15 protein-coding genes and 4 tRNA genes are annotated in these 23,934 nt (G+C 39.2%); 9 read left to right on the top strand and 10 right to left on the bottom strand.

The features are described 5' to 3' along the window. The 4 genes from sdhA to H3T75_RS03565 all read right to left on the bottom strand — a co-directional run bounded on the left by sdhA (nucleotide 1) and on the right by H3T75_RS03565 (nucleotide 3,403). The gene (gene sdhA, locus H3T75_RS03580; RefSeq protein WP_037395298.1) at nucleotides 1-1,770 is read right to left on the bottom strand and encodes a succinate dehydrogenase flavoprotein subunit; all 1,770 of its coding nucleotides are present in this window, start codon (nucleotides 1,768-1,770) and stop codon (nucleotides 1-3) included. Nucleotides 1,771-1,772: 2 nt separating this feature from the next. After that, a complete protein-coding gene (sdhD, locus tag H3T75_RS03575; RefSeq protein WP_198211065.1) occupies nucleotides 1,773-2,120 on the bottom strand; it encodes a succinate dehydrogenase, hydrophobic membrane anchor protein in 348 nt (115 codons plus the stop codon). Beyond that, nucleotides 2,117-2,497 carry a succinate dehydrogenase, cytochrome b556 subunit gene (gene sdhC, locus H3T75_RS03570; RefSeq protein WP_025330886.1) on the bottom strand — a complete coding sequence of 127 codons (381 nt, stop codon included), beginning with the start codon at nucleotides 2,495-2,497 and terminating at the stop codon, nucleotides 2,117-2,119. Before sdhC ends, sdhD begins: the two co-directional genes overlap by 4 nt. A 141-nt stretch (nucleotides 2,498-2,638) precedes the next feature. Further along, nucleotides 2,639-3,403 carry a GntR family transcriptional regulator gene (locus H3T75_RS03565; RefSeq protein WP_172338505.1) on the bottom strand — a complete coding sequence of 255 codons (765 nt, stop codon included), beginning with the start codon at nucleotides 3,401-3,403 and terminating at the stop codon, nucleotides 2,639-2,641. 220 nt (nucleotides 3,404-3,623) lie between these two features. On the opposite strand from H3T75_RS03565, the gene H3T75_RS03560 reads away from it, so the two are divergent. From H3T75_RS03560 to argS, 4 genes are all read left to right on the top strand, one after another. Beyond that, nucleotides 3,624-4,601: a malate dehydrogenase gene (locus H3T75_RS03560; RefSeq protein ID WP_198211064.1), complete on the top strand. Its 978-nt coding sequence runs from the start codon at nucleotides 3,624-3,626 to the stop codon at nucleotides 4,599-4,601. Nucleotides 4,602-4,937: 336 nt separating this feature from the next. Beyond that, a complete protein-coding gene (locus H3T75_RS03555; protein ID WP_198211063.1) occupies nucleotides 4,938-6,077 on the top strand; it encodes a homoserine O-acetyltransferase in 1,140 nt (379 codons plus the stop codon). Then, a complete protein-coding gene (metW, locus tag H3T75_RS03550) occupies nucleotides 6,074-6,670 on the top strand; it encodes a methionine biosynthesis protein MetW (protein WP_198211062.1) in 597 nt (198 codons plus the stop codon). The genes H3T75_RS03555 and metW overlap by 4 nt, the downstream gene beginning before the upstream one ends. Before the next feature lie 282 nt (nucleotides 6,671-6,952). Continuing rightward, nucleotides 6,953-8,674, top strand: a complete 1,722-nt coding sequence (argS, locus tag H3T75_RS03545) for an arginine--tRNA ligase (protein WP_198211061.1) — start codon at nucleotides 6,953-6,955, stop codon at nucleotides 8,672-8,674. A gap of 547 nt (nucleotides 8,675-9,221) precedes the next feature. Here argS and H3T75_RS03540 read toward each other — a convergent pair. The 4 genes from H3T75_RS03540 to H3T75_RS03525 all read right to left on the bottom strand — a co-directional run bounded on the left by H3T75_RS03540 (nucleotide 9,222) and on the right by H3T75_RS03525 (nucleotide 9,887). Then, nucleotides 9,222-9,306: transfer RNA gene (locus tag H3T75_RS03540), tRNA-Leu, on the bottom strand. Between the two features lie 292 nt (nucleotides 9,307-9,598). Then, nucleotides 9,599-9,674 (bottom strand) — tRNA-Val (locus H3T75_RS03535). A 28-nt stretch (nucleotides 9,675-9,702) separates the two neighbouring features. Further along, a tRNA-Asp gene (locus tag H3T75_RS03530) sits at nucleotides 9,703-9,779 on the bottom strand. Nucleotides 9,780-9,811: 32 nt separating this feature from the next. After that, nucleotides 9,812-9,887 (bottom strand) — tRNA-Val (locus H3T75_RS03525). Between the two features lie 879 nt (nucleotides 9,888-10,766). On the opposite strand from H3T75_RS03525, the gene H3T75_RS03520 reads away from it, so the two are divergent. Then, a complete protein-coding gene (locus H3T75_RS03520; RefSeq protein WP_198211060.1) occupies nucleotides 10,767-14,126 on the top strand; it encodes a PilC/PilY family type IV pilus protein in 3,360 nt (1,119 codons plus the stop codon). Nucleotides 14,127-14,529: 403 nt separating this feature from the next. Next, nucleotides 14,530-17,958, top strand: coding sequence for a PilC/PilY family type IV pilus protein (locus H3T75_RS03515; protein WP_198211059.1), 3,429 nt, complete (start codon nucleotides 14,530-14,532; stop codon nucleotides 17,956-17,958). Between the two features lie 375 nt (nucleotides 17,959-18,333). On the opposite strand, the gene ribA is transcribed toward H3T75_RS03515, so the two are convergent. Both ribA and H3T75_RS03505 read right to left on the bottom strand, forming a co-directional pair. Beyond that, nucleotides 18,334-18,957 (bottom strand): GTP cyclohydrolase II, encoded by a 624-nt coding sequence (gene ribA, locus H3T75_RS03510; protein ID WP_110414290.1) that lies wholly within the window; start codon nucleotides 18,955-18,957, stop codon nucleotides 18,334-18,336. A 5-nt stretch (nucleotides 18,958-18,962) separates the two neighbouring features. After that, complete coding sequence (locus H3T75_RS03505) at nucleotides 18,963-19,667, bottom strand: hypothetical protein (protein WP_198211058.1); 705 nt, start codon at nucleotides 19,665-19,667, stop codon at nucleotides 18,963-18,965. Nucleotides 19,668-19,974: 307 nt separating this feature from the next. On the opposite strand from H3T75_RS03505, the gene H3T75_RS03500 reads away from it, so the two are divergent. From H3T75_RS03500 to H3T75_RS03490, 3 genes are all read left to right on the top strand, one after another. Beyond that, nucleotides 19,975-20,157 carry a hypothetical protein gene (locus H3T75_RS03500; RefSeq protein ID WP_084586340.1) on the top strand — a complete coding sequence of 61 codons (183 nt, stop codon included), beginning with the start codon at nucleotides 19,975-19,977 and terminating at the stop codon, nucleotides 20,155-20,157. Nucleotides 20,158-20,940: 783 nt separating this feature from the next. After that, complete coding sequence (locus H3T75_RS03495; RefSeq protein WP_198211057.1) at nucleotides 20,941-22,170, top strand: SLC13 family permease; 1,230 nt, start codon at nucleotides 20,941-20,943, stop codon at nucleotides 22,168-22,170. Between the two features lie 338 nt (nucleotides 22,171-22,508). Further along, complete coding sequence (locus H3T75_RS03490) at nucleotides 22,509-23,822, top strand: SLC13 family permease (protein ID WP_198211056.1); 1,314 nt, start codon at nucleotides 22,509-22,511, stop codon at nucleotides 23,820-23,822. Nucleotides 23,823-23,934 lie beyond the last annotated feature (112 nt).

Below are 23,934 nucleotides of genomic sequence, written 5' to 3'. Positions count from 1 at the left end.
TTAGTAAACGCGTTCAGCTGGTTTTATGTATTCCACACTCAGAGGTTTAGTGTGTACTGGTTTATATTCCAGATGCTGATCTTCAGCGTAGTACAATGTGTGTTTCATCCAGTTTTCATCATCACGATTCGGATGATCATCGGAAGCATGTGCTCCGCGTGATTCTTTGCGTGCCTCAGCAGAAACCAGGGTCGCCTGAGCCACTTCAATCAGATTATCCAGCTCCAGCGCTTCCAGCCGCGCAGTATTCCAAACCTTACTCTTATCATGAATCTGGGTTTTGGCTACACGTTCGGCAATTTCATTGATTTTCTCAATTCCTTCTTTCAGCAGAGCATCTGTACGGAATACCCCAGCATGTGACTGTACACACCGCTGCAAATCATTACGCACTTCAGATACCTCTTCACCATTAGTCTGATTTTCCAGACGGCTCAGACGTGCAAGTGTTTTCTCACCAACATCTGCCGGCAACTCACGATGTGCTACCTGCTTTTTGATGTAGTCAATCATATGATCGCCGGCTGCTTTCCCGAACACCACAAGGTCAAGTAAAGAATTAGTACCCAGACGGTTTGCACCATGCACTGAAGCACATGCACATTCACCTGCTGCATAGAAACCAGGAACCGGAGCTTCCAGATCATCACCTTTGGCCATTACCACCTGACCATGATAATTAGTAGGAATACCGCCCATCATATAGTGGCAGGTCGGAACCACCGGAATCGGATCTTTAATTGGATCCACACCGGCAAATTGAATGGAAATCTCGCGGATACCTGGCAGTTTTTCCATAATTTTTTCTGCGCCAAGATGGTCCACTTTCAGCAGTACATGGTCTTTATTTTTACCTACACCACGGCCTTCATGAATTTCAATAGCCATTGCACGGGACACCACATCACGACAGGCCAGATCTTTTACAGTTGGCGCATAACGTTCCATAAAACGCTCGCCTTCACTGTTGAGCAGAATACCGCCTTCACCACGCACACCTTCAGTAATCAGCACCCCGGCACCCGCCACACCAGTAGGATGGAATTGCCAGAACTCCATGTCTTCCAGAGGAATGCCTGCACGGGCAGCCATACCCAGACCATCACCAGTATTCATATAGGCATTGGTAGAAGAAGCATAGATACGTCCGGCACCGCCAGTAGCAAAAAGTACAGCCTTTGCATGCAAAATAAAAACTTCACCCGTTTCCATTTCCATTGCAATAACCCCGATTACCACACCTTCTGAATCCCGAATCAGATCCAGAGCAGCCCATTCCACAAAAAACTGAGTTTCTGCATGCACATTTTGCTGATATAAGGTATGCAGCATTGCATGGCCGGTACGGTCTGCCACTGCACAGGCACGTTCTACAGCACGTTTACCAAATTCAGCAGTATGTCCGCCAAACGGGCGCTGATAAATTTTGCCGGATTCAACTCGATCAAACGGCATACCCATATGTTCAAGTTCAACTACAGCATCAGGAGCGCGGCGTGTCATGAATTCAATTGCATCCTGATCACCCAGCCAGTCGGAACCTTTAACGGTATCGTACATATGCCAGTTCCAATGATCTTCCTGTACATTACCCAGCGAAGCAGAAATCCCACCCTGGGCGGCTACCGTATGAGAACGGGTTGGAAAAACCTTAGAAAGCACTACTGTATTTAAACCTGCTTTAGATAATTGCAGAGCGGCACGAAGCCCTGCACCACCGCCGCCTACGATTACGGCATCAAAACGACGTACCGGCAAACTCTTGGGCATATTCATGCTACCCCCCAAATCACTTTAACAGAATAAATCAGACAGCCAACCAACCACAGGATAGTGGCAACATGCAAAAACAGGCGCAAACCTGCTGGTTTGATATAGTCCATCCACAAATCACGTATACCAACCCATGCATGCAATACCAGTGCCAGCACAAAAATCTGTGTTATCAGATGAACCCACGTCTGAGCAAAGAAACACTGCCATTCCTGATAACTATGCGGTAAACAGATAATCATAATTAAAAACAAGACTGAGTACACCAGCATGATTACTGCCGTGATACGCTGCATAATCCAATCGCGCAGACCATAGTGCGCGCCGGCTAATTTACGATCAATCATGATAACAAGCACGCTCCATAAATAATAACGGACAATACAATTGCACAAATAACCACCGCTTTAGCCGAAGCGCGTGCCGTTTTTAGTTCTGTGCCTTTATGAATATCCATAAACAAAAAACGTACACCGGCCAGACTGTGGTAAACATATGCCAGCAAAAGAACAAAAAGAATGCACTTCACCAAAGGATGATGCACAAGCTCCTGATAAGTATTGAACGCAGATTCATGAGAAAGCGTACCTGAAAACAGCCATAAAAACAGCGGAATACAGATAAATAGCGCGATACCACTAAAACGATGAAAAATAGACACAAGACCCGGAATGGGTAATCGTATCTTTTGTATATCCAGATACACTGGCCTTTCTTTTTGCATCGGTAACTCCTCTTGTATTATTAGAAGATATAAACTCAAACCCAGCGGCCAAAGCCGCACCCAACCGAAATTTACTGCAATTGACCCAGTTTTTAACAAACAGGTAACATTACTACACACCAATTATTTACAATACCGGTATCAGTACTCAGCAGAGCTACCATTTAATTGCAAAGACTGATTTCCAAGTTGTAAATAACGCCGGCGCCATTCATAAGGAACACCGTCGACACTTTGGCTCAAACGCCCGATACAAAGGGCATGCGAAGCCATATCTGCCTTCAACAGTCTGGCAATCTCAGGACGCAAAACTGTCTGCCAAAGCCATTGTCGCGCAGTATCCATCAAAACATCATACTCAAGCAACAAAAAAGCATAAAAACTACGGCGGCGGCGCATAAAACGTACATTTAAATCCTGCAATAACGCAACAGGTAAAAATAATTCATCTACCGCCACTTCAATATAACCGGTACGCCATAGCAGCATAATTTTCCATACCGGTTCTGCGATTTTTATACCTAACTGCATAGCAGTTTCTTCATCCGCAACAGCAACAGTGACACTCAAAACTTCAGCTACCGGCCAAACCTGCTCAGTTTTAGCCTGTTGCAATACCGGAATTTCAGTAAAAGGATAATATCCCCAGTCCCAGTTTTGCTGGGTAACAAAGGTTCCTACCCCTTGATAACGCTGTAAAATACCCCGCGCTGCCAGTTCACTCAAACCTTTACGCACAGTTCCCTGACTTACATTCCACTGCCTGGCCAGATCCCATTCACTGGGCAAAGGCTGACCAGGCTTGAAATCACCATCAGCAAGCAAATGAAAAACCCGCTGCATTACAGACTGGTATAAAGGAATGTGTCTTTTAAGCGAACTGATTTTAAATCTATTGTACGACATTTCAAACTCATGTAAATAAAGTCTTATATAAGACATAAGATAACACAGAAAAACTCACTTAATATTCTCAAAAAAGCATCAATCTATTACTTCAATTAATTTAATTTTGAAAATAATTTTGCTATCATACAGCCCAAATTCTTGTAGTACAGACATATTAAATACCTTTAAGACAAGAAAAAATATTTATAGTCGTGTTTTTATTTTAAGAGGATATGTTATGAAAAAACCTGTACGCATTGCCGTGACGGGTGCTACCGGTCAGATTGGTTATGCTTTACTGTTCCGGATTGCCAGCGGTGACATGCTGGGAGCTGATACTCCGGTTATCCTGCAATTGCTTGATTTGCCTCAGTCGCAAACTGCTGCCCAGGGGGTAATGATGGAATTACAGGACTGTGCATTTCCCTTGCTTACCGATATGTTTGCAACTCATGATCCAGAATTGGCATTCAAAGATGCAGATATAGCTATCCTCGTCGGTGCACGTCCGCGCAGTAAAGGTATGGAACGCAGCGACTTATTACAGGCCAATGCCGAAATCTTCAAAACACAAGGTGCAGCACTGAATAAAGTAGCCAGCCGCGATGTTAAAGTCCTTGTTGTTGGTAATCCTGCCAATACCAATGCTTATATCGCCATGAAGTCTGCCCCTGATTTACCGGCGAAAAATTTTACCGCACTGATGCGCCTGGATCAGAATCGCGCACTTAGTCAGCTGGCAGAAAAAATTAATAAACCAGTAAGCAAAATAAAACAACTGTGCGTGTGGGGAAATCACAGTCCTACCATGTACACTGATTACCGCTTTGCTCAGATAGATAATCAAAACGTAGCAGAAATGATTAATGATCAGGACTGGTATGTAAAAGAGTATTTGCCTAAAGTAGGCAAACGCGGATCAGCTATCATTGAAGCACGAGGTCTGTCTTCTGCTGCCAGTGCCGCCAATGCAATTATTGATCAGATTCATGACTGGGTAATCGGCAGTAATGGAGAATGGGTTACTATGGGCGTACCCTCAGACGGTTCTTATGGCATCCCGGAAGAAATAATATTCGGCTTTCCCATGACTTGTGAAAATGGCGAGTACACTATTGTTCAGGATTTACCTATTGATGAATTCAGTCAGCAGCGTATTAATCAGACATTGGCTGAACTTGAAGAAGAAAAAGCAGAAGTGAGCAGCTTACTTTAAATACTGAAAATATCTCTGGCCGGCCTGAAACATCAGACCGGCTTTTTTATCACCAGTTTGTATTAATGCTGATTAATACAAAACAGATTTCAATACAAATATCAGCAATATTAGCGAACTAATTACTATCAACACCAGCGCCAGACAGTTTACCCAGTATCCGAGCGTCTGTTTTTGCTGCCTTCCGAGTAAATACTTAAGCAAAACACCCAATAACATTACAAAAAGAAACAGACGCAACAAACGGCCTATCATTTATTTTCCAAAACAAGTTATATCTGTGCAAACCAGACAAAGTCGTTATAATGCCAGTTTTCTATTCTTTTAACTAATCCTATGAAAGAAATAGACAGCATTGGCATTGTAACCCCGCAAAAGTGGTCTTTTGACAGCCCGCTCACCCTGCAAAACGGTTGTATTCTGCCCCGGTTTGAATTAATGATTGAAACCTACGGCACACTTAATGCAGACAAAAGTAATGCGGTATTAATATGTCATGCCCTGTCAGGAAATCACCATGTAGCGGGTTACCATAGTAAAAATGATAAACACCCCGGCTGGTGGGATAATATGATTGGTCCCGGAAAGCCGGTTGATACCAATCGTTTTTTTGTTGTCGGCTTAAATAATCTGGGTGGCTGTCACGGCAGCACCGGGCCGTTGAGTATCAATCCGGACACCGGAAAAGCTTACGGTGCTGATTTTCCGATGGTAACTGTAAAAGACTGGGTAGAAAGTCAGTCTATGCTGGCCGACCGCTTCGGCATTGATAAATGGGCTGCGGTTATGGGCGGAAGTCTGGGTGGAATGCAGGCACTACAATGGGCAATCGACAAACCGCAACGCCTGAGACATGCATTGATTATTGCCTCAGCTCCACGATTATCTACCCAAAATATTGCCTTTAATGATGTAGCCAGACAAGCCATTCTTACCGATCCCGATTTTTGTCAGGGACAATACGCGCAACAGCAGAAAATTCCACGACGAGGTTTGCGTATCGCTCGCATGATGGGACACATTACCTATCTGGCAGAAGACGGATTGGGTAAAAAATTCGGGCGCCAGATGCGACAACCAAACTACCAGTATGATTACAACGTTGAATTTGAAGTTGAATCCTATCTTCGCTATCAGGGCGATAAATTCGCTGAAGTGTTCGATGCCAATAGCTATTTACTGATGACAAAAGCACTTGATTATTTTGATCCGGCGCGTGATTATGATGGTAATCTGGTAGCCGCAGTATCGGCAATTCAGGCCAGAATACTGATAGCCAGCTTCAGCAGCGACTGGCGTTTTTCACCCAGACGCTCACAGGAATTACTGGATGCTTTGGTAGCAGCCAACAAACCCGTGCAATATATTGCTCTTAAATCAGCTCACGGACATGATGCCTTTTTAATGGAAGATGCTGATTATCAGACGGCTATCCGCATTTATTTCAACAATATTGCCACTGAACTAACACAATGAACATATCATCAGTACCACTACGTGATGACCTGCAATTGATTTTCGACTGGATTACACCCAATAGTCGTGTACTGGATTTAGGCTGCGGAGACGGAGAACTGCTAGCCGCACTAGTCAAACACAAAAATTGTCAGGGATATGGATTAGAAATTAATACCAATAGCGTATTAGCTGCTATGCAACGTGGCATCAACGTAATACAGGCGGATCTGGAAGCCGGCTTGCAACATTTTAATGATAACAGCTTTGATATCATCGTTTTGAGCCAAACCATTCAGTCTATGCAAAATACGGAAAACATCCTGCAGGAAATGAAACGAGTCGCCGCAGAAGCTATTGTCACCTTTCCCAATTTCGGCTACTGGCGCAACCGCCTGCAAATCGCACTGGGCGGACATATGCCGGTATCCGAACGCATGCCCTATCAATGGTATAACACCCCGAACATTCATTGGTGCACCCTTCAGGATTTTGATAAATTATGTGCCAAAAATCATTTAAAAATTTTGCAACGTGCGGTGATGAGTGGAAATAAACGCATTTCTCTTTGGCCAAACTTGCTTGGTAGTCTGGCCTTTTATCGCGTAGGCTAATCATCACACAGTTAAAGTATACCGGCTGGTATCAGGTATACTTTAACAACATTATCCATTTACACACTAAAAACACACAACTCATATCCAACATAAATCAGCTAATCTGATTGATAATTACCAATCCATTTATCTATATAGTATTCTTATATAGCCACAAAAAAATTTTCTTAACTAATTTAGGCAATATTCCCGTCAAGTCTGTTTATTCATTGTGCTGCGCTAATGCGATTTACGCTTATTTATGCGAAAATTAGCCATTTTCCTATTTATTAGATCAACATGAAATTACATCAACTAGTTGCAGCTGAAGTTGAACAAGCATTCAGTGCAAACGGGCTCACAGACCAGCCAATTATTCTGCAACCAGCCAAAAATCGTGACTTTGGCGATTATCAGATTAACGGCGTCATGGGTGCCGCCAAAAAAACCAGACAAAACCCTCGCGAACTGGCACAAAAAGTTGCCAATGCATTACAGCAGAACTCACTGATTGCCATGGCAGAAGTTGCCGGCCCTGGTTTTATTAACTTAAAACTTCGCCCTGAAAAACTGGCACAATATATTAAGGACTCATTACAGGATGAGCATCTGGGTATTGCCAGAAACAGCAAGCCACAAACAATAGTTATAGATTACTCCTCACCCAATCTGGCTAAAGAAATGCACGTAGGTCATTTACGCTCCAGCATCATAGGAGACAGCCTCAACCGGGTACTTACTTTTCTCGGACATAAAGTTATTGCCCAAAATCATGTAGGTGACTGGGGCACACAATTTGGTATGCTGGTCGCCTACCTGATAGAACAACAGCAAAACGGGCATGCAGATCTCGAACTGGCGGATTTAGAACAATTCTATCGTAATGCCAAAGTACGCTTTGATGAAGATAAAAACTTTGCCGACACAGCACGTGATTACGTAGTTAAACTTCAAAGCGGAGATGCCAGCGTACTGGCATTGTGGCAACAGTTTGTACAGACCTCTTTGCAACATGCTCAGGCGGTCTATAAAAAACTTGGCCTAAAACTCTTACCAGCCGATGTAACCGGCGAGTCATTTTACAATGACCAATTACAATCAACAGTGAATGAACTTCTTGCCAAAGGTATTGCCGTTAACAGTGATGGCACTAAAGTTGTTTTTCTGGATGAATTTAAAAATCAGGATAATGAACCGGCAGCATTTATTATTCAGAAAAAAGATGGCGGATTCCTGTATGCCAGCACCGATTTAGCCTGCCTGCGTTACCGGATCAACACCTTGCACGGCAACAGATTGTTATATGTTGTGGATGCGCGCCAAAGCCTGCACTTTGATGAATTATTTATAGTTGCCCGTAAAGCCGGCTGGCTGCCTGATACCGTGCATGCGGAACATGTACCTTTCGGTACCATGATGGGTAAAGACGGCAAACCGTTTAAAACCCGTAGCGGTGACACAGTAAAATTAATGGATTTACTAAACGAAGCTGTAACACGTGCATCTGCTCTGGTTGCTAGCAAAAATCCTGAACTGAGCGCCGATGAAATCGCGCATATAGGTGAAGTCGTAGGCATAGGAGCCGTAAAATATGCAGATTTAAGCAAAAATCGTACCAGTGATTACATATTCGACTGGGACAGCATGCTCTCTTTCGAAGGTAATACTGCTCCTTACTTACAATATGCCTATACTCGTGTACAAAGTGTTTTTCGCAAAGCAGGTACCTGGGATAACAATGCTGCGATCACTCTGAACGAAGCCATGGAACAGCAACTGGCTGTAGAATTACTTAAATTTGAAGATGTTCTGAATAGTGTTGCCAATACCTCTTATCCGCACTATCTCGCCGCTTATCTGTATCAGATTGCTACCCTGTTCAGCCGCTTTTATGAAGCCTGCCCGATACTGAAAGCAGACGAAGCTACTCGCAATAGCCGGTTGCAACTTACCAGCCTTACCGGCAAAACCTTGCAACAGGGTCTGGCATTATTAGGCATAGATACACTTGAAACTATGTAACTAAAAACAAACATATCAGCAAAATAAAAATGCACTATTTAAATTTACACAATGGTGCATTTTTTATTTCAACTGACAAATAAGCTCAAAATCAGTCAGATAACATCTACAATATACTGTTTTTTACCTATTGATAAATATCATTTATCCGTAAATCATACCTTACGCATAAACTATATATCTGCATAAATACCTGTCAATAAAAGCTTACAACAGAATATATAGAATTAATTTAACTACGAATTCAGGTAAATTCGAATATCCTACCAAAGATAATTATACTTAAAATACAAAATTGAAAGCAGATAAAACAAATTTCTAAATAGTTTTTAGTCAGGATCAGGCCGATTACTTTAAAAATAATAAAAAATATACTGAGTATTTTTTAACTGCATCTGAATATAGAGACTCCAATATATAAAAGTACCTAAACTCAGTACGAATCTACTGCCAAAACAGTCATTTATACAAGTTACCAAATGCAAAAAAGGTATTGTCACGAATTCGTCACAATACCTTAATAATTCTTTGTTTCCAAAATATTTAATGGTGCGGATAAAGAGACTCGAACTCTTACGCCTTTCAGCGCCAGAACCTAAATCTGGTGCGTCTACCAATTTCGCCATATCCGCAATCAATCAGTAAAAGATTGAGCGATGAATTATAGGTTAGTTTGCAAATTGTGCCAAGTGAAATATCTTAAGCATATACAGACAGATGCAAATGAGCTGTGAATAAGCATAAATACCGTGAAGTTTCTTATTGCCCAATGCCAAGTAATAATAGTCTGAACATCACAAACTGATGATCGGCTATGCATGCCACCAGCACAGATAGTTTGATTATATACAAAAAACAGCAAACAAATAGCTCACTAACAACTAAGAGTTTAATCAAATTAGAAATCAGAAGAGAAAAATATATTGGTGGGTGATGACGGAGTCGAACCGCCGACATTCTGCTTGTAAGGCAGACGCTCTACCAACTGAGCTAATCACCCGTAAGAGAGAAAACAGCAAATATGAAATTGGCGCGGCGGACGGGGCTCGAACCCGCGACCCCCGGCGTGACAGGCCGGTACTCTAACCAACTGAGCTACCACCGCGCAAGTTTTATGCAACGCATAAAACAGAAAACTGGTGGGTGATGACGGAGTCGAACCGCCGACATTCTGCTTGTAAGGCAGACGCTCTACCAACTGAGCTAATCACCCTGTGCTGTCGAGGCGCGTATTTAATCACAGAGTAAGAAACACAGCAAGCCCTTTTTATCGCAATGTTGCACATTTTTTTTAGTTTACTGTTTTTTAAATTTAAATTTTAGGGTACTTGAAACTTGTTATTGATTATCCAATAGCAGGGGTTGGATACTCAGTTTAATTCAGACATTCAATATATAAAATTCTGCTCCTTTTTCTAATATCTCTATATTGAAAGTAGAAAATGATATTCTATATACCTGCAAAACAAACCAAAGCATATAGAACTTTTGTTATATCAAACAATACTTTCATACTCACTTAAAATTAAAAAAATATCTAAAACCAAATACAATATTTACAGCAATAAACACTTATTATCATCTTCTAAGCAATAAAATTGCTAAAAATCTATAAAATTAATTTTAAAATAAATTATTCACATTGAAATAATGATTTTAAATATTTATTAAATAAAAATAAAAAATTATTTATATAAAATTAAATAGCAATTTATAATAATAAAAATAGATAAAGAGCAATAATTAAGAATTTTACGCTAATTTATCAGCATAAACTAATCAAAGTTAATCAATCTTCTTCTAAAATAAACTATAGATTTTAATTTTTCAGATTTAAACTTTAATAGCATAAAATTGCTAAATAAGTTATTTAGCATATTAATGCCGTCGGTATTGAATCAGAAACATGACAGAGATTTTTCCTGAGTAACTATCACCGGAAAGTTAAATATAACCCTCTATTTGAATCTTTATATTTTATCTGACAATCAGCTGCACATTCATATTTTATTTTCTGTCTGTCACATAAAAAGCTTAATTGCCTAAGAATTTACTAAAAGTAAGCAACAGAAGCTACTGAACAAGGAATTCCATGAAAAAACAAAAAGATAAATTCCAAATTACCGGAACAAAACACATCACATCCGGTCGAACTTTGTGCCGCACAGTCCTGGGCCTTTTTAATCTTTTTGCTATTCCGTCAGCTTTGGCTGCGGCAAATATCTTTGCTGATATTCCGCTGCATCTGCAAAGTAAATCCATTACTACTTCGTCATATAGCGTTAAACCCAATGTTACCTTTTACATTGATGATTCAGGCAGTATGTCTATGAACATCGTACCGATTACCTATAAATGTCGGGTGAGTAAATGGATTCCCAATCCGGATGGTAAAGGGGGCAAATGGCCGCCATTTGGTAGTTATGAATACGGATTTACAAAAAAACCCAAAAATACCTCAGAAGTCAGATATAGCTGTGATACCTACCGGCGTATTGATTCCGTTAAAGAAGTACTGACAGATATCATCAAAAAATATCATGAAGATATGTACTTTGCATTTCGCCCGATGTGCGGCACCGGTGACCAGAAAAAATTCAATAAATTTTATGACACTTCTGATCCGGCCAATTATGAAAGCATGCTAAATAACATCAAAAAACTGGAAACACCATGCGACACCCCCACTACACGCCAGTTTCCTGTTATTGCGCGCAATCTGGTAATAAACAAACTGAAATATCGCTGCCAAAAATCTTATATTATTTTGCTAAGTGATGGTGAAGCTGATAATACATATTCTATTTCAGATAAAAATTTCACCAAAAATACAGATTCACGCTACGATAGCTACTTTGATCGGGATTTTGAAACTAATAACGATCGCTTAAATTTTCTTGCCCGCAATCACAATACCAATAAACCACTGCGTCTGAAATACTATACAGACAGGCTCAATAACTATAACTTTGGTGACTACATCTACACCAGTGATTACTATAGCTCAACCGGTAAATCCATTAATGCCTCACCAGTGCGGAAAAAAACTGATGATGCGGGTCAGCCGTGGAATGAAGTTGATCCAAAAACAAAAAAACGTTTTCGCCAAACTGCACAAACATTCACCATCGGAGTAGGACTCGGGCAGCGCAATACAAACGAAGCCAAAATCGCCATTCCTTATCTGGAAAATGCCGCAACGCCAAGTGGCGAATACAATGAGACAACCAACCCTGACGGACGTTTCTTTAACGCAAATTCCCGTGATGAAATTATCAGCGCTTTTGAAAAAATATTTAAAACCATCAAAGGAGAAATGACCGCATCAACCATTCAGACTACTACAACAGCTCCGACTGTAGCCATTTCCAATACCAACCAGGGTAATCTGTCGATTACCGCCAAGGTTGAAACCGGTTCATGGAGCAGCAGGATTTGTATTTACGATATCAATACCAAAAATAACAGCAGCTCATGCCCGATGCGGCCTACATACAGCAACCGGCAATTATTGCTTAATGATGGTAAATATACACATCTCTTTAACGAAAGCCTTAACAGCTTTAATAACAGCACATTTAAAATCAGCAACAATAATAAAAATCGTAATGAATGGCACGATGGCTTACTAGCATGGCTAAACCGTTCACTTACTGCTGATACTCAGAAAAAAAATGAATTTGTATTGGATTATCGTACCCGTCGCTCGCTGCCAGACTTCGGGAATACGCGGGATTTAGGAGATATTATAGATAATCCGATTCTTACAGCCGGCAATATAGAAAATAACCGCCAGCGGTATCTGATTACATCAGCTAATGACGGAATGGTCTATGTTTTCCGCTCGAGTAATAATTCCAAATTTCCTTATGATTTAAAATTTAATTACATGCCAATGGGGATTGAAAGGCAGAGTAATGACGGTTCTGATCTGGTTGCTCACTATTACAAGGATTTAACCAGCAAAAAATATGGTGTTAATGATAATTTTCCTCATCGTTTCCTGCTTAACGGAGGCATGGCGGTACAGCAAACAGATGGCAGCAACGGGCGACCACAGCAGATATTTATGGTTTCAACCCTCGGGCAAGCGGGACGAGGCGCATTTGCCATCAATATCGGCGGAAACGACATTATTACCGGCAGACCATTAGCCGGAGACAACATGCAGTCATCCCGCTGGTATGAAGATGTTTTCCTGTTCCAAACACCTAAAGGAAAAGACAATCAGTTTGGTTATACTATCGGTTCACCTGCCATTGCAAGAGTGCGGGTCAATTCAAATATTAATGCCTCAGATTCATCTATTACAGACCATATACGTCAGGCTGCATTTATCAGCAATGGCTATAACTACTCCCCCTCTCTGGCTCTGGATATCGCTGCCAAACCCTCACCTGAATCAGCTTTATATATTTACGACATACTGGGAATAGATGTAGGCACCCAGGCCTATATTCATACCGGCAGCAAAAAAGGAGATTTAATCGCCAAACTGGTTGCTCCTAATGGCAGCGGCGGTCTTTCCAGCCCGACAGTTATCGATATAGACGGAGACGGCGTAGCTGATATTGTCTATGCGGGTGATTATCAGGGTAATTTGTATCGGTTTGACTTACGTGCTCCTAATCCGTCAAATTGGAAAGTGTATAAAATCTTTACTGCTGATGGTCCCATCACTTCAGCACCCGGGGTATTTCTTCTTAAAGCAAAAGGAGCACAGCATACAAATAGCGAAATACCAACAGCAATTGTTATTTTTGGCACAGGCAGCGATATTTATCAGTCAGACCTGACAAATAAAGATCAGCAAAGTGTATATGGCATTTATGACGATCTGAGCCAGCAGGAAGTGCACGAAATCAGCAAAATCAGTCTGGTAAAACAAGAATTTATCCAAGCCGGCAATTACCGTTTACTGAGTAACTATCCGCTAAACCCGGCAGTTCATCGAGGCTGGTATTTTAATCTCAAAGAAAACACCGGTGAGCGCATTGTATCCAAACCGGTAATTGTTTCTTATGCTGGCGCAGTCCTATCGCGCACTTATAATGTAGAAAAAGAAAATAAACTGCCTGATCCGTGCAAAATTACTTCTGTCGTCCAGCGCAACTCCGTTACCACCGGTAAAATTCAGTTTAATGTAAAAACCGGGGGCGCATTACAAAGCACAGATCCGAACTTTGTATTTGATGAAGCAGCGCCGGCAGGCAGTAGCGTGAATACGGAAGGACCTTTTGGTTTTACCGTTTCAGGCAATAATAATATCGATATCGGCGGCTCATATACCCAGAAACCATTAACTGAAAAATCTCCTCCGGTAGAAAACTGCTCGCGTGCCGCCGTGATAGCAGCGACAACAGACGGGAATAAATTAACTATTAACGTCCCGCGCTGCCCGGTCAGAATTTACCGGATTTCATGGCGTGAAATAAAAGAAGGTTATCTTTAACCAAACTTATATTAATTACAACTTTTAATTAATTTTAATTTATTTTGCCGGTTAAACTATATAGTTTAACCGGCATTTTTATGACAAATATACATAAATACCAATAAATTCGGTTTAAACAGAAAAATTTCCTTTTATGAAGCCAAATAAATTTATATTTTTTATATAAATTTTACTTTTTAAATATATAAATAATTATATAAAACCAGTTAAGAAAAACATTATACATATAAACCACAGATTTCATTACACAATGAAATACATTTCAATTTTATTGACTTAAAGATTATTTTTACTTATATTATCAAACAATTTAACATTAAAATTTGTACGCTGATTTCAGCGAAATTTAATTTTCGCCAGAATCTATCCAAAATCTATTTTCAGCTTAGCAAGGTAAAGCATGAATACTGCGATTAAAAATAACAGGAAAACCAGATTTCCTAAAGGTAAAAAAGTTTTAGTTTCAGCTGTTACTGGAGCCTTAGGTATTTTTATGGCACCATATACTTATGCTACAGCAAATTCTTTCGCGGATACGCCATTACGACTTCAGCAAAAATCTATTACTCAGGAAGCTTACAACGTAAAGCCTAATATTGCTTTATTTATTGATGATTCTTCTAGTATGACGAAAGGATTAGTAAATAATCCGTCTATAAAACCAGCTAAAAAACGCTATTTTTATAAATGTATTCAAGGAACAGCGAAATCTTTATGGGACGGCAGACCTGGCTGGAAATTGAATTTAACTTTCGATCAAAAAGAAGCACTTCTTGCTAAAAAAGAAGGATGGGATTGTAAGAGATACAAAAGAATAGATGCGGCTAAAGAAATTCTTAATACTATAGTTACCGACAATCGGGATAAAATGTATTTCGCATTACGTCCTTTATGTAGCGAAACAAACAAATGGAATAATAGTTTTCATGATACTTCTAATCCATCAGAATTTAAAAAAATGATTGAGGAAATAAATAAGTTAAAAGCGCCATGCGGTACCCCAACTACTCGACAGTTCCCTGTAGTTGCAAGAAATCTGGTTATGAATCAATTGAAATACCGTTGTCAGAAATCTTATATTATCCTCTTAAGTGATGGTCTGGCTACTGCTGACTATTCAGCTTCAGATAAAAACTTTACTAACAAACCAAACAAAGATTTAGATGAATTTTTTGACAAAAACTTCGCTACAAGTGATGAGAGAGATACTTTTTTTAGAAAAAGAGATGCGCCTCAGATGATAGACAGACTGGGTTTTTATACAGATAAATTAGCAGACCCAAAAGCTCATACAGACACTGGAAAGCCAGATGGAATTCCAGTTGGTTTTGGTCCGTATATATATAGCGAAGATTATTATTCAGGAAGTGGTGGTACTATAACGCCGGGGATTTCAAAGTATTTGCGCACAACTGATGATGCAGGCAAACCGTGGAATTCAATAGATAATATTACAAAGAAACCCTTCTATCAAATTGCTGAAACATATACTATCGGATTTGCACTTGCTAACATCGATCCGGATGATAATATAAAAGATGATGATAGAGATGATCGTGCTTATTTCTATCTCGAAAATGGTGCAACACCAAAAGGACTTCATCCTAAAGGTAATTTCTTTAACGCAAATTCTAGAGATGAAATCATAGAGGCGTTTAAAACTATTTTTGACAAAATTAATGGGGAAGTAAAAACTAATGCAATTAATGTAACGACAAATGCTCCAAGTATGGGTATTTCAAGCTCATCAACAAATGATCTGGGCATTACAGCTAAAATTGAAACCGGTAACTGGAGTAGCCAGATTTGCATACATGATTTAACTAATAAAAATTCAAAAGACAAAGGACAAACAGTCGATAAAAATGATTGTAAAGTGCAACCATCTTTTACTAATAGAAAGCTATTAATTAATAATGGCAAGACTACTTATTTATATTCAAATCTGACACCAGATCAAGGCCTGGATAATAACTCATTTGAAATTAGTACGAATGCTGATAAAAATAAAAAAGAATGGCTTGATGGTCTGCTCACTTGGTTGAGCCGTGCCAAAGAAGATAAAGACATTTATCAGGATGGCTTCACTTTAAATTATCGTCAGCGACCGGATAATGCCCGTAATATGGGTGATATTATTGATAATACTATTGTAACAGCAGGCGGAATTGAGTTTAATAAACAGAAATATCTCGTCACTTCGGCTAATGATGGAATGGTATATGTTTTCCGTGCAGCAGATAATTCGAATCATCCGTATGATCTTAAATTTAATTATATGCCAATGTCTATTGAACGGGACAGTAGTGATGGAAGTGATATAGTTGGTCACTATTATAAGGATATGCTAGATAATGATTATGGTAAAGATTCTAAACATCCTCACAGATATCTATTAAACGGGGGGATCGTAGTAAGAGAAACCTCCGACAGAGAAGACAAACCAGGCGTAAACCAAATATTTATGGTATCAACAATGGGACAGGCAGGGCGCGGAGCATTTGCTATTAATATTGGCGGACAGGATATCGTTACTGGTAACAATATTGCTGCAGATAATATTGGCAGTGCGAGCTGGTATAACAATGTATCGCTGTTTCAGACACCAAGCGGTGCAAATAATCAGTTCGGCTATACTATTGGTAAGCCGGCGATTGCGAGAATAAGGGTTAACAGAGATACAAATGCATCAGATACAACAATAACAGACCATCTTCGTCAAACAGCTTTAATCAGTAGTGGTTATAACTCTAAAGATTCTAATGATGAATCCGCATTGTATATCTATGATGCATTAGGTGTTGATGTAGGCGTAGAGAGTTATCAAATAACAGGTGATCCTAAAGGTACACTAATCAGTAAAATGATTGCATCAAAAGATGGTGGCGGATTGTCCAGCCCTACAGCTGTGGACATCAATAGTGACGGGATTACCGACCTTGCATATGCTGGTGATTATAAAGGGAATCTTTATAGATTTGATTTCAGAAATCCGAATCCAAACAAATGGACTGTAAAAAAGATTTTTTCAGCTAATGCACCTATAACGGTTGCTCCGGCTGTCTATCGAGCTGCCGAAAACCTGAAAGATCCCTTAGCAAAAAACAAACTGGTCATTGTATTTGGAACAGGAAGTGATATTTATCCGTCTGATCGTGATAGTTTGCAGCAACAAACCATGTATGGAATTTACGATAATTACAACGAACAAACAAATATGTTAATTAACAAAAGTTCGTTAGTGCAACAGGTTATGACATATAAGGATGATTATAGTTATCTGACCAACAAACCTTTTTCATCAGAAAAAGATAAGGGCTGGTATTTTAACCTGAATAAAGACGGAGAACGCGTAACAGAGTCAGTACAAAAATTAATAACAACAGGTATTGTAATGACAAGATCATACTCCGTTAGCCAAAATGGTAAATTGAATGATCCTTGTGAAGATTCAACAATGGTTGAAAAAACAAATCTTGTTAGTCGTCTTACTCAGTTTAATGCACTTACAGGCGGAGCATTAACCGAAAACGACGCACACATTGTAGTAAACTCAGACTTTTCACTTGCTAACAGTTCTAAAATGGATGAAGCTATTGGAATGATGGTTTCAAATACAAATGATGGATTTGTTGATGCTTTGGATGCCGGAGGTTCGGGTAAAGAGGAAGATCCTAAAAAGCGAAGACAACCAAATAATTGTTTTCGAAAAAAACCTTTTGGGATGAATGATAAAGGTGAAATATTTGAGATTCAGGGGGTTGTTATGTGTCCCGTCAGTATCAATCGTTTATCATGGAGAGAAATTAAAACTGGTTATTTAAGCTAGGAATATTCATAAACTTCATCTGAACATAAACATTACACTCATCCCCTGAAATTTTATCTGTACAAAATTTCAGGGGATAATTTCTTATTTATGAGTTGATACCGACGAGTTGATTGTATTTGGTGATATCACCAGATGTGAATCAAAGAGTAATAACAGAATGATATGCTACATTCAAAAATAATTCAGATTGTGATTCACATGATATTTGAAGCTGTTGAAAACGTTCGGCTGCAATTTTTGCCTTTATTTCATTTTCCGGCATACAATTGCAGTTTTCACAGTAACTGTTTTCTAAGATTTTAAATTTAATCCATAATACTTAACTAATTGCAAAAATATTATGGAGAACATCCTCGATGTCATTTAATCAGATTAATCCGCAAAATGTCCGAGTTTTTCCATTTTGGTATGCAGATAATGCCGGTTTTCAGGATTTTGTCCGACATGTAAGGGAACACGATTAGTTACATGAATACCCAGTGCTTTTAGTGTATCGACTTTCTGCGGATTATTGGTCATTAACTGTACAGACTGTATGCCAAGATGATCAAGAATGTGTTTGGCCAAAGAAAAATCACGGGCATCGATGGGTAAATTCAAAGCAAGATTTGCTTCTACGGTATCCAGCCCTTCATCCTGAAGTTTGTAAGCCCGGATTTTATTCAGTAAGCCTATACCCCGGCCTTCCTGACGTAAATAAATAATTACACCTTTTCCTGCCTCCTGTACTGCTTTCATCGCAGCTTCAAGCTGGGGTCCGCAATCACAGCGTTTGGAAAATAAAGCATCACCGGTAAGACATTCAGAATGAATTCGTCCGAGTATATCTTCTCCTGTAGAAATATCACCTACGGTAAGAGCAATGTGTTCCTGCCTGTTGCGTACATCTTCAAATCCGTGCATGGTAAATTCACCCCATTGCGTTGGTAAACGGCAGGAAGCAATAAAGCGTACAGGACTATTATCTTGTATGTGGTTTTGATATATTTTTGACATAATATTTATCCCTTGGTATGTGTTGTGGCAGCGTTATGCAAATTATGCATCAGTGGTGTAATTACCATTGCCAGGGCAATCCAGTCGATAAGTTCCGTATCGGAAATGGCATCTTGCTGCTGATGAGCGGCAAACAATACACCCAGTACTTGCCCTTCTTCACCAGTAACAGGAACAGCCAGCTGTGAAGCCCCGCTTTGTTCTCCTGTCAGACTGCTGTCATTAATCCACATTTGTACATTATTTATCTGGTTCAGCCAGCCAGTAGAAGCTGTACGTGCAAACAAATACTGATTTACCTGCTGCTGATCGCAGTTTATTACAGCGGGAAAATGATACCCGCGTGCCAGTAGCCGGCATAACTTCCCTGTTTCATTATTTCCTTCATATAAATATAAAGCAAATACATCATTATGATGCCGGCTTGCTATTGAATCGAAAGCCAGATATAGCTGGCGCAAGGTATATGCACTGTTCTCATTGGCTGTAAATAAGTCTGCCGGATGAATCTGGTATAGTGAATCTGGACTTAAATTGAATTTACGAGCCAGACTAAATCCGTTTTCTTCATACCATAGCACAGACATATCGATTTCTGCCTGAGCAAGCTCCAGTACAGATTGCGCAACCAGCATTGCCATCCGGACTTCCTGCTCTGGTAATTTTAATCCTTGCGTTTGCAGGTAATCACGCACCTGAGCGCATGTCATACACTTCCTTACTTTTTTCTTTGCAAACAGGTATTGTAACCGAAAACGATGCAGATACCGGATAGCAAAAGCTCAGGCATCTTAAAGCAATTTATATTTTTTATTCATTTTATCCGGTATAAGCAGAACCGACATTATTATGGCAGTATTAGCACTAAGCAATTTACTTTTCATTACCTTAATGGAATTTACTGTGTTAATTTAATTCTGGCTAATTAAATTATAGTTAAGTACTTGTATTATTTAAAATTTAAAAGAATAATAAAGCTACCGTAGATTCACGGTAATTATTGAAAAGGAGTTGTATATGAGCAATCTGAAACCCGGCGATAACTCCGGAACCAATGGCGGGATTTATCAGGAAGTTGATCAGCATGGCCATGAGCTGGATAATTTTGCCACGATTAAAGACCATGAAAAAGCACCTCCAACCCAGCATCCGGGTAATACCTGGAAATTAAAAAACAGGACTCCTGACGGTAAACATTAAATATTTTCTGCTATTAAGCTGTCTGAATACATATATGTATTTTTTCGGATAAACTATATTTACAGCTTGTATCAATGTAATCAGGCAGCTTTCTTTTATTTAATCCTGATCATGTTACTTGATTAGAAAAATCAGTCTTATATCAATTGATATTATTTGCCGCTTTTTTCAGAAAAAAAATCTTACAACAGTACGAATTGATGGAATACTTTGATATTAATCTGTTTATTTTGTTTTATCAAAGTTCCATCTGAATCATCAAATCTTCTTTGAATATCAAGCTATTTTTATTCTCTGATTCAATATTTCCGCTTAAAACAGACAAACTAAACTGGTTTTGCTCCGAATCCGGATAAACGTTCAGCATAAATATGCAACACCGAAACTGATGTACTTTATTTTATTTTTATGCTTAGTTTATGTTTTTTATTAATAAATATTAATATCCGGTTTCAAATACTATCTGAATCAAAATTTAATTTTTAAGTTTGTCTGATAAATTACTTTACTTTACGGCTGTACAGATATTTAAAACCTATATTAACTATAAGCATCAATATTGTTTTTATCATTATTATTTTGGCTGGATAAAGCTAATTAATAGAGAACAATATTTGTTATGGATAATAGTTATAAAGTTAAAGAAAAAATAATATATTGTTCACATACATCGAAGGTATTAATCCATGAAGAAACACAGTACATGATTAATCTGATCCATTAAAACTTAAACATTTTAAATATTTAATTTATTAAATAAAATTATAAATTACGGATTTTTTTATGACTTTTCCACAAATACTATCTTTGGTATTGCTGGTACTGATATTGGTATTATCAATCTGGCGGCATGTAAATATAGGCTTACTGGGTTTTTGTGCAGCCGCAGTAATGGTTACAGCAACACAATTCTATGCGGTAACTGGTTCAGCGACAACACCAGGCTCGGCACTCCTACTGACTTCTAAATCAGTATTCGAGCATTTTCCGGGTTCAATCGTTACTTTACTCATTGGTGTATCGCTGCTTTTTGGGCATTTCGAACGCAGCGGAAGTCTGAGCTGGCTAACGGATAAAGTATATAAGGCAATTGGTGAACATACTTTACTGATTCCGTGGGTTGGCTACATGATTGGTTTGTTTATTTCTACAGCCGGCGCTTTTTCTACTGCGACAATTACATTACTGGTACCGGTTATTGCGGCTTTAGGCAGACGTATGCCAAAAATATTCTTCATCAGTGAAGTCGCTGCAATTGTGGGCGCCAATACTTGTGCTTTATCTCCGATTAATCCGGTAGGTACGGTTATTCGTGACTCTGCAAATCATGCCCAGGTCAATTTTAACGGATGGCTGTTATGGTTACTGGGCACAATAGTTAGTGTCAGTACTGTATTGGTATTGCAAATAATTTTTAGTCCTAGTCGCATGCAGGACAGTACGAATGGAAAAAAACCGGCTCGTGGTCTGGCTTTACTGAAACCTGTTGCCATTGATAATAATGATAAAGGACAACTGAATCCTGCCTATGCAATTTGCTCAACATTATCTGTATTGCTCTTTATCACTCTGGTGGTATTTGCAGGTACTGACGTGGGATTAACAGCAATTTCTCTGGCTGTATTATTGCTGTTATTGTTTCCGGAATATAGTAAAAATTTAGCCAGAAATATCCCCTGGAATGCTGTGGTAGTAATCAGTGGTTTACTGGTGTTTATTGGTACGATGATGTCGGTACATACCATGGATGCATTAGAGAACCGTTTACTTGGTATGACTACCAATCAGATAATTTTATTATTCATTATTAGGTATTTAACTACCAGTCTGAGTAATGTTGAATCTTCTACTATTGGTGTGATCAGTCTGATGACACCTATGATTTTTACGATATTCGGCGGTTCAGCGCATATGTCGCTGATTCTGGCTGCCTGTGTAGTGCTAACCATTGCTTTTTTCATTGTTCCGATTATTCCGGGGTTAACAATGATTTTGCCGGCAGTGATGCTTTAGCTTTAAGTTAAATGCTGCCGTTTGGCTTCTGTTAAGGCCGGTTACAGGATTCTCATCGCTGTACTGTATATAGATATCTGAATTCAGACTAACAGATCTATTCTCTTTGATTTAACATTAAAAAAGATATCTTATACTTTACTTTACATAAAAAGTGATTTTTTATATTATTTTATAAAGAATATATATTTTTTAAATCTAATTATATGACAATTTAATGATATCCGTATATTAGCTGCAGGCTGAAGAGTTCTCTGAATCCGAAATAAATACAAATGTTATTTATTGTGCGATTTTCAGCATATTCATTCTGAAACAATAACCATTCAGGACACTTTATGAACTTACCACAAATTTTATCGCTTATATTACTGGTTGTGATTTTGGTTCTGGCAGTCTGGCGACATGTCAATATTGGTCTTTTAGGTTTTAGTGCTGCGGCGATAATGGTTATGGCGACAACTGCAATTGCTGATGGTTCTGATACAAATACAGTCTTAAGCAGCAAGGATGTACTCAGTCATTTTCCCGGAGCCATTGTAACGCTGTTAATCGGTGTGTCCTTACTTTTTGCTCATCTGGAAAAAAGCGGTGGCTTAAGCTGGTTTACAGATCAGATTTACGCAAAAATGGGGCATCGCACTAATATTGTTCCTTGGATTGGCTATTTTATCGGATTTGCGATTTCGACAGCCGGTGCCTTTTCTACGGCATCGATAACGTTGCTGGTTCCGGTTATTGCTGCTTTAGGCAGAAAACATCCCAGATTATTTTTCATCTGTGAAATGGCAGCAATTATTGGTGCCAATACTGGTGCACTTTCACCTATTAATCCTACTGGTCAGGTTATTCTGGATGCAGCAAAAAAAGCACATGTTGAGTATAGTCCGTGGCTGGTCTGGTTTCTGGGAATGTTAATCAGTTTTGTGCTGGTTATTGCCCTGCAAATTGTATTTCAGGATAAAAGAGTAGTCGAAACAAGTGATTCTAAAGCGCCTGAAAAAGGCTTTGTACTGCTGAAACCAATTAAACAGGAAAATGGTGATAACCATCAGTTACAGCCATTTTATGCAATCTGTTCTACTATTGCGGTATTGATTTTTCTGATATTAGTGATATTTGCTAAAGCCAATGTCGGTCTGACTGCTCTGACGCTGGCAGTAATTATGATGCTGTTTTTTACGCAGCAAAGTAAAGATTTTGTGAAAAAAATCCCATGGAATGCTGTAGTGGTTATTAGTGGTCTGCTGGTTTTCATCGATACCATGATGCAGGTAGATACAATGAAAGCGGTAGAGCAAGGTCTGCTCAGTATGACCAGCAGTAAAATTGCTTTATTGTTTATGCTCGCTTACCTGACTACGTTCCTGAGTAATGTGGAGTCCTCTACTTTAGGTGTTATCAGCCTGATGATTCCGATGGTATTTACGATTTTTGGCGATTCTCCGCAAATTTCTTTGATTCTGACTGCCTGTGCGGCACCAGCTATGCTCAGTGTCGTTAATCCGATTCATATTGCCGGTACTCTGGTGGTAAGTGTGACCGAAGAAAAACAGCAGGAAATGATGTTTAAACGTTTACTGATTATTGCCTTTGCTACAGTACCGTTTTTTCCCGGGCTGGCTATGATTGTTCCGGCGCTGATGATGTAATATCAATATTATTTAAAAACGCTCCGCTTTAAAGCAGAGCGTTTTATATTTCTGCACAGCAGATATTTATCTGCCTGTTAAATATTCTTTAAGATGGTTTGGATTCAGCCTG

Source organism: Snodgrassella sp. W8135, from assembly GCF_016101225.1.
Lineage (GTDB): Bacteria > Pseudomonadota > Gammaproteobacteria > Burkholderiales > Neisseriaceae > Snodgrassella > Snodgrassella alvi.
Note: the sequence above shows the minus strand (reverse complement) of the source record. Positions and strands in the feature narration are given on the sequence as shown.

Excerpts from the sequence above, each read along its gene's own strand:
- sdhA (WP_037395298.1), bottom strand. The coding sequence starts at position 1,770 with ATGCCCAAGAGTTTGCCGGTACGTCGTTTTGATGCCGTAATCGTAGGC.
- sdhD (WP_198211065.1), bottom strand. The coding sequence starts at position 2,120 with ATGATTGATCGTAAATTAGCCGGCGCGCACTATGGTCTGCGCGATTGG.
- sdhC (WP_025330886.1), bottom strand. The coding sequence starts at position 2,497 with ATGCAAAAAGAAAGGCCAGTGTATCTGGATATACAAAAGATACGATTA.
- H3T75_RS03565 (WP_172338505.1), bottom strand. The coding sequence starts at position 3,403 with ATGTCGTACAATAGATTTAAAATCAGTTCGCTTAAAAGACACATTCCT.
- H3T75_RS03560 (WP_198211064.1), top strand. The coding sequence starts at position 3,624 with ATGAAAAAACCTGTACGCATTGCCGTGACGGGTGCTACCGGTCAGATT.
- H3T75_RS03555 (WP_198211063.1), top strand. The coding sequence starts at position 4,938 with ATGAAAGAAATAGACAGCATTGGCATTGTAACCCCGCAAAAGTGGTCT.
- metW (WP_198211062.1), top strand. The coding sequence starts at position 6,074 with ATGAACATATCATCAGTACCACTACGTGATGACCTGCAATTGATTTTC.
- argS (WP_198211061.1), top strand. The coding sequence starts at position 6,953 with ATGAAATTACATCAACTAGTTGCAGCTGAAGTTGAACAAGCATTCAGT.
- H3T75_RS03520 (WP_198211060.1), top strand. The coding sequence starts at position 10,767 with ATGAAAAAACAAAAAGATAAATTCCAAATTACCGGAACAAAACACATC.
- H3T75_RS03515 (WP_198211059.1), top strand. The coding sequence starts at position 14,530 with ATGAATACTGCGATTAAAAATAACAGGAAAACCAGATTTCCTAAAGGT.
- ribA (WP_110414290.1), bottom strand. The coding sequence starts at position 18,957 with ATGTCAAAAATATATCAAAACCACATACAAGATAATAGTCCTGTACGC.
- H3T75_RS03505 (WP_198211058.1), bottom strand. The coding sequence starts at position 19,667 with ATGACATGCGCTCAGGTGCGTGATTACCTGCAAACGCAAGGATTAAAA.
- H3T75_RS03500 (WP_084586340.1), top strand. The coding sequence starts at position 19,975 with ATGAGCAATCTGAAACCCGGCGATAACTCCGGAACCAATGGCGGGATT.
- H3T75_RS03495 (WP_198211057.1), top strand. The coding sequence starts at position 20,941 with ATGACTTTTCCACAAATACTATCTTTGGTATTGCTGGTACTGATATTG.
- H3T75_RS03490 (WP_198211056.1), top strand. The coding sequence starts at position 22,509 with ATGAACTTACCACAAATTTTATCGCTTATATTACTGGTTGTGATTTTG.